This window comes from Pseudomonas sp., from assembly GCF_028293835.1.
Lineage (GTDB): Bacteria > Pseudomonadota > Gammaproteobacteria > Pseudomonadales > Pseudomonadaceae > Aquipseudomonas.
Window position 1 is genome coordinate 20,948 of sequence record NZ_JAQGNX010000030.1, and the last position, 6,442, is coordinate 27,389.

Sequence of the window (6,442 nt, forward strand, 5' to 3'; positions counted from 1 at the left end):
GTTTTTTTCTTGATTTTGGCAGGGTTAAGGTTGTGGATAACGTGCCTTACGCTCCAAATCGTCTAAGTCGATATGGTTGCGCATGTATTGCTGACTGGCGTCTACCAGCGGCTGGTGATCCCAACTCTTCAGCTTGCCGATTGCCAGCGTCTTAGCGACAAAGCGTCGACGACGCTGGCTGGCGAGCACCTGGTGGTGTATCGCCGGTATGTCCCACTTGGCCCGTGCTTCGGCCAGGAAATCGGTGAACAGTTGTTGATGGGCGGCTGATTGGCTCAGTTCCTCCAGCTCTTTTGGATCGTTGTTCACATCAAACAACAAGCACGGATCTTGCTCCGAATAGATGAACTTATAAGCGCCGCGACGAATCATCATCAGCGGACCAATTGTCCCTTCGGCCATGTATTCACCGAACACTTCGTCATGCCCTGCTTCGCCGTTCAGGTGCGGCAACAGCGAGCGACCATCCAACGGCAATCCGGCGTCCAGTTCGCCTCCGGCCAACGCCACGAAAGTTGGCAACAAATCGGCGGTGGACACCGCGGCGCCAACCCGGCCAGCCCTGAATTGGCCTGGAGCGTAGACCAGCAACGGTACGCGCGCAGCCATTTCGAACCAATGCATTTTGTACCAAAGACCACGCTCACCGAGCATGTCGCCGTGGTCACCGGAGAACACAATAATGGTGTCGTCAGCCAGTCCGGAATCCTCAAGGGTTTGTAGCAGTTTGCCGACATTACTGTCGATGTAACTGCATGCACCGAAGTAAGCGCGGCGTGCGTCGCGAATCTTATCCACAGGCATTGGCTTGTCCCACAGATCATAGACCTTGAGCAAACGCTGCGAGTGCGGATCCAGCGCGGCCTGATCGGCGTGGGCTGGCGGCATTGGAATGTCTTCGTCGGCGTACAGGTCCCAGAACGGTTTCGGGATGGTGTATGGATCGTGCGGGTGGGTCATGGAGACAGTCAGGCAAAACGGCGCATCACCGTCCTGACGTATGTGGTCGAACAAGTACTGTTGGGCCTTGAACACCACTTCTTCGTCGAAATCGAGCTGATTGGTCCGCACGCACGGGCCGGCTTGCAGTACCGAGGCCATGTTGTGATACCAGCTTGGTCGAACATCCGGCTCGTCCCAGTTCACTGCCCAGCCGTAGTCTGCCGGATAGATGTCACTGGTCAGACGCTCTTCGTAGCCATGCAACTGGTCCGGGCCGCAAAAGTGCATTTTGCCGGACAGCGCGGTTTTGTAGCCGAGGCCGCGCAAGTAGTGTGCGTAGGTCGGAATGTCAGCCGGGAAATCGGCCGCGTTATCGTAGGCGCCGATCTTGCTCGGGAGCTGACCGCTCACCAAGGTAAAACGCGACGGGGCACACAGCGGGCTGTTGCAATAGGCGGCGTCGAACACCACGCCTTCAGCGGCGAGGCGGCTTAAGTTGGGCATTTTGATTGGAGATGACGCGTAAAACGGCAGCATCGGCGCGGCCATTTGATCGGCCATGATAAAAAGAATGTTCTTGCGCTTCATGTATTCGCGGCATTCCATAGTGGATGTTTATGCGAGAGTGCTGTCCATGAGCATGCGACCCATGGGTTGGGCGGTAAAGCCCACACAAAACAATACCTAGGATAAGGCTGGCTTATGTATGAAGCGCTGGGAGATATGTCGCTGGACCTGCTTCGGGTGTTTGAATCCGCCGCTCGCCAGCGCAGCTTTACCGCCGCCGCCGTAGAACTGGGCACCACGCAGCCTGCGGTCAGCCAGCAAATCAAACGCCTTGAGGAGCAACTGTCGACGCGGTTGTTTGATCGCATCTACCGCGGCATCGAGCTGACTGACGCTGGCGAGGTGCTGTTTGGTTACGTGCAGGGGGGCATGCAGTCGATTGATGCCGGGTTGAATGCGGTCACCGCCCAGCGTCAGCATGAGGTGTTGCAGGTCGCCACTGATTTTGCCTTTGCTGCCTACTGGTTGATGCCACGCTTGCATCGTTTTCACCAGGCTAACCCTGATGTGGACGTGAGCCTGGTCACCAGCGAGCGCAGCCATAACATGCTGCGCGCCGATGTCGACGTCGCGGTGCTGTTTGGCGATGGGCGATTCAAGCAGGGCGAAAGCCGTTGGCTGTTCAGCGAAGAAGTATTTCCGGTGTGCAGCCCGCAATTGCTCAGCGGCCGCACCCTGCCCTTGCCGACCGAAGCGCTGCTGGAATTCCCACTGCTGCACCTGCGGGGCGAAGGCAGCAGCAACTGGTTTGATTGGACCGGTGTGTTCCGCGCCCTGAACATCGCCAAGGCCCCGGCCCCCGGGCAATTACGCTTCGACAATTACACCCTGCTGATCCAGGCGGCGATTGCCGGCCAGGGCGTGGCCATCGGCTGGCGGCACCTGGTCGACGCCCTGCTGGAACAAAACCTCCTCTGCCGCCCCATTGCCGCCACCGCCATCTCGGGCTACGGCTATTACGTCGTCCTGCCGCAACGCAAACGCCGGGTGCAATTGGTACAGCAGTTTGTCGATTGGCTGGCAACCGAACAGGCGCAAAGTGGGAATTTGCTGGCGGGCAGGCCGTTGCCTTTGATAGCGGTGTAGTGGTGCAGGCTGCTTTTGTAGGAGCGCGCTTGCCCGCGATAGCGTTGTGTCAGCCGATGAGAATGTCGGATTTGATGGCCCCATCGCGGGCAAGCGCGCTCCTACAGGGGTTTTGCGTCCGCTCAGAACACAAAATTCACATGCTCACGCACATGCAGGTTCAGGTCGAGTTCATCGGCGATGCCAGCAGCGACTCGGCCGAGGTGTAGCAGGGGATCGGCCAGGTCGGGCTCGAGGGTTTCGCTAATCTGGTTGAAGTGTTCAATGGTCAGCCCGAGCACGCCTTTCGGGCTGTTGATCAAGGTCCAGTTCAGTTCGCTGAAGGTCAATAAGTCGACGATGCCTTGCAGGTAGATCTCCGAAGACTCGTCAAAGTCACCCACCAGCATCAAGCGTTTGATGCCCATCCGGTGCATACCGTCGATCAAGTGTTGGGTGGCGCTGGTCGAATCAATCAGGGTCGGGCTCTGGTCCAGGAGACAAATCACCGCCGAACTCCCCGCCACGCTTTGGCTGACTTGCTCGGCGTCGGCCAGGCTGCCGATTTTGGTGCGCAATCCCGGGCGTGGCGTCAGGGCGTTGAGGTCATCGAGGATGGCGATGACTTCGTGCTGGCGGTGCAGCAACTCTGCCATCAAGGCGCTACCCAAACTGCTGATGGCGCCGTACAGGACCAGCTTCAGAACCGGGGTTTCGGCGTTCTTCATGGCAAATAATCCTTGTCTGTGGATAACTGCACTCTACAGTTGTGACCTGAGTTATTCAGCAGGGCTTTTCTGAAGATTGAGCTGGAGATTGAGTATGCACGCTGTTCAGGATTATCACGCGCATGTCTATTTCAACGCCGACACCCTCGATCAGGCGCGTGTGTTGTGCGAAGAAGCGACGCAACGTTTTGGATTGAAGATGGGCAGGGTGCATGAGCGTCCGGTGGGACCGCATCCGGACTGGAGCTGCCAGCTGGCCTTCGAGCACGCGCAGTTGGCCGATGTCATGCTGTGGCTGGCGCTGAATCGCAAGGGGCTGGTGGTGTTTCTGCACCCGTTGACGGGCGATGACCTGGCGGATCACACGGAACATGCGATCTGGATGGGGGCGGTGCGGGAATTGGATGTTTCGATCTTCAAGCGGTGACGGAGATCATGTGGGAGCTAATTCATTCGCGAAGAAGGTGGCATATTACACAAAGTTGGTGAATGACACAAAGCATTCGCGAATGAATTCGCTCCCACAATGAATCTGCGTCTTACAGATTCATTGCGGCAAATCGCCGGGGAATCAAATCAATTCAACACACCATCCAGCACGGTGTAGATCACGCCAGTGGTCAGGGCGATCAGCACCACGTCCGGGCCGACGCGGCGCCATTCGTAGCCGTCGTAGCGTGGCAGTTGTTCCAACGCGCGTGGGTCCAGGCGTTCGCCGTAACCACGGGGCAGAGGACGGCCGCGTTCGATGCGCACGCCGGGTGGCAGAGGCTGCCCGCGGCCAATGAATTCGCGGTGATCGTGGAACGAGCGACGCGCTTCGTCGAAGTTCGCAGGCGGGCGACCATGGTCGTGGTCATCGTGACCACGGTCCTGACCCTGGTGATTTTCACCCTGATGACCTTGATCATGCTGATCGTGTTGATCGCGTTCATCGGCATGCAACAACGGACTGGCAGTGATCATCAAGATCCCCAGACCTGCAATTAAACGGGTTGGCAATTTCATTACTTCATTCCTCGAAATGCGGGCAGTAAAAAGGGGCTCAAGCCGTCGGCAATGAACCCCTTCTACTTGTAACTTAGTGTGTCAGGCGAGGTTTAAATTCCACCTGTCAGCCAATCTTTACCTTTAATTGACACGCGCCTTGCGCACGCCCTCCGCCAAAGCCGAGCACAAGCTCAACACGTCGTCGATGGCCTGTTCATGGGAGGCGGCAGTGGCGATCTTGTCCACCAGCGCTGAACCGACCACTACACCGTCTGCCAGCTTGGCAATGGCTGCGGCTTGCTCAGGGGTACGAATGCCAAAACCGACGCTGATCGGCAGGTCAGTGTGGCGACGCAGGCGTTCAATCGCGGTTTTGACCTGGTCGGAAGTGGCAGAACCAGCACCGGTCACACCGGCCACCGACACGTAGTAAACGAAGCCAGAGCTGCGTTCCAGCACGCGTGGCAGGCGAACGTCGTCGGTGGTTGGCGTGGTCAGGCGGATGAAGTCGATACCGGCGGCCTGGGCCGGGGTCGCCAGTTCGGCGTCATGCTCAGGCGGCAGGTCGACGATGATCAGGCCGTCGACACCCGCGGCGTGGGCTTCAGCCACGAAGGCCTCGACGCCAAAGCGGTGAATCGGGTTGTAGTAACCCATCAGCACGATCGGCGTGCTCTGGTTGTCGACGCGGAACTCACGAACCATCTTCAGGGTTTTTGCCAGCGTCTGTCCGGCATCCAGTGCGCGCAGGGTCGCCAGTTGAATCGCCACGCCATCGGCCATTGGGTCGGTGAAGGGCATGCCCAGCTCGATCACATCGGCGCCGGCTGCCGGCAAGCCCTTGAGGATCGCCAGGGACGCGTCATAGCCAGGGTCGCCCGCGGTGATGAAGGTCACCAGCGCGGCACGGCCTTCGGTTTTCAGCTCGGCGAAACGTTGTTCGAGGCGGCTCATACCAGCTTCTCCTGAGTCTTTTCAGCGGCGGCCATGTGGCTCATCACGGTTTGCATGTCTTTGTCGCCACGGCCCGAAAGGCAGACGACCATCAGGTGGTCATCGCGCAGGTTGGTCGCGCGCTTCATGGCTTCGGCCAGGGCGTGGGCGGTTTCCAGCGCGGGGATGATCCCCTCCAGCAGGCAGCAATGGTGGAAGGCTTCGAGGGCCTCGTCATCGGTGATGCTGACGTATTCGACGCGTTTCACTTCGTGCAGGTAAGCGTGCTCCGGGCCGATGCCGGGGTAATCGAGGCCGGCGGAAATCGAGTGCGCGTCAGTGATCTGCCCGTCGGCATCTTGCAGCAAGTAGGTGCGATTACCGTGCAATACGCCAGGAACGCCGCCGTTCAGGCTGGCTGCGTGCTTGTCGGTGTCAACGCCGTGACCACCGGCTTCGACGCCGATGATTTTCACGCTGGCGTCATCGAGGAACGGGTGGAACAGGCCCATGGCGTTGGAACCGCCACCGACGCAGGCGATCAGGCTGTCTGGCAGACGGCCTTCTTTTTCCTGCAACTGCTCTTTGGTTTCTTTGCCAATGATCGACTGGAAGTCACGGACCATGGCAGGATACGGGTGTGGGCCAGCCACGGTACCGATCAGGTAAAAGGTGTCGTCGACGTTGGTCACCCAGTCGCGCAGCGCTTCGTTCATGGCGTCTTTCAGGGTGCCGGTGCCGGAGGTGACCGGGACAATTTCAGCGCCCAGTAGCTTCATGCGGAACACGTTGGCCTGTTGCCGCTCGATGTCGGTGGCGCCCATGTAGATCACGCACGGCAGGCCGAAACGCGCTGCAACAGTAGCAGTGGCGACGCCATGCATGCCGGCGCCGGTTTCAGCGATCAGGCGCTTCTTGCCCATACGCTTGGCCAGCAACACCTGGCCGATACAGTTGTTGATCTTGTGCGCGCCGGTGTGGTTCAGCTCTTCGCGCTTGAAATAGATCTTGGCGCCACCGAGTTCGGCGGTGAGACGTTCGGCAAAATAGAGCGGACTGGGGCGGCCGATATAATGCGTCCCGAGATATTCGAGTTCCGCCTTGAATGCCGGATCGGCCTTGGCTTTTTCCCACTCGGCCTGCAACTCGAGGATGAGTGGCATGAGCGTTTCGGCGACGAAACGGCCGCCATAGATGCCGAAGCGTCCGTCTTCATC

The 6,442-nt window shown here is 59.0% G+C and carries 7 protein-coding genes; 2 read left to right on the forward strand and 5 right to left on the reverse strand.

What is annotated here, in order from left to right; translation table 11 throughout:
* Window positions 1-24 precede the first annotated feature (24 nt).
* The gene (gene betC / locus JWR17_RS04050; RefSeq protein WP_299828553.1) at window positions 25-1,530 is read right to left on the reverse strand and encodes a choline-sulfatase; all 1,506 of its coding nucleotides are present in this window, start codon (window positions 1,528-1,530) and stop codon (window positions 25-27) included.
* 114 nt (window positions 1,531-1,644) lie between these two features.
* Here betC and JWR17_RS04055 point away from each other — a divergent pair, with 114 nt between their 5' ends.
* Window positions 1,645-2,595, forward strand: a complete 951-nt coding sequence (locus JWR17_RS04055; protein ID WP_299828555.1) for a LysR family transcriptional regulator — start codon at window positions 1,645-1,647, stop codon at window positions 2,593-2,595.
* 122 nt (window positions 2,596-2,717) lie between these two features.
* Here JWR17_RS04055 and JWR17_RS04060 read toward each other — a convergent pair whose 3' ends face one another.
* Window positions 2,718-3,302, reverse strand: coding sequence for an NAD(P)-dependent oxidoreductase (locus tag JWR17_RS04060; protein WP_299828556.1), 585 nt, complete (start codon window positions 3,300-3,302; stop codon window positions 2,718-2,720).
* 94 nt (window positions 3,303-3,396) lie between these two features.
* Here JWR17_RS04060 and JWR17_RS04065 point away from each other — a divergent pair, with 94 nt between their 5' ends.
* Entirely contained in the window at window positions 3,397-3,729 is a 333-nt protein-coding gene (locus tag JWR17_RS04065) for a DOPA 4,5-dioxygenase family protein (protein WP_299828558.1), read from the forward strand.
* Window positions 3,730-3,878: 149 nt separating this feature from the next.
* On the opposite strand, the gene JWR17_RS04070 is transcribed toward JWR17_RS04065, so the two are convergent.
* The 3 genes from JWR17_RS04070 to trpB all read right to left on the reverse strand — a co-directional run.
* Window positions 3,879-4,310: an anti-virulence regulator CigR family protein gene (locus JWR17_RS04070; protein WP_299828560.1), complete on the reverse strand. Its 432-nt coding sequence runs from the start codon at window positions 4,308-4,310 to the stop codon at window positions 3,879-3,881.
* Window positions 4,311-4,433: 123 nt separating this feature from the next.
* On the reverse strand, window positions 4,434-5,246 hold the full coding sequence (gene trpA / locus JWR17_RS04075; RefSeq protein ID WP_299828562.1) for a tryptophan synthase subunit alpha: 813 nt from the start codon (window positions 5,244-5,246) through the stop codon (window positions 4,434-4,436).
* Window positions 5,243-6,442: tryptophan synthase subunit beta (gene trpB, locus JWR17_RS04080; RefSeq protein ID WP_299828564.1), on the reverse strand; the 1,200-nt coding region annotated here is incomplete at its 5' end. The genes trpB and trpA, both read right to left, overlap by 4 nt.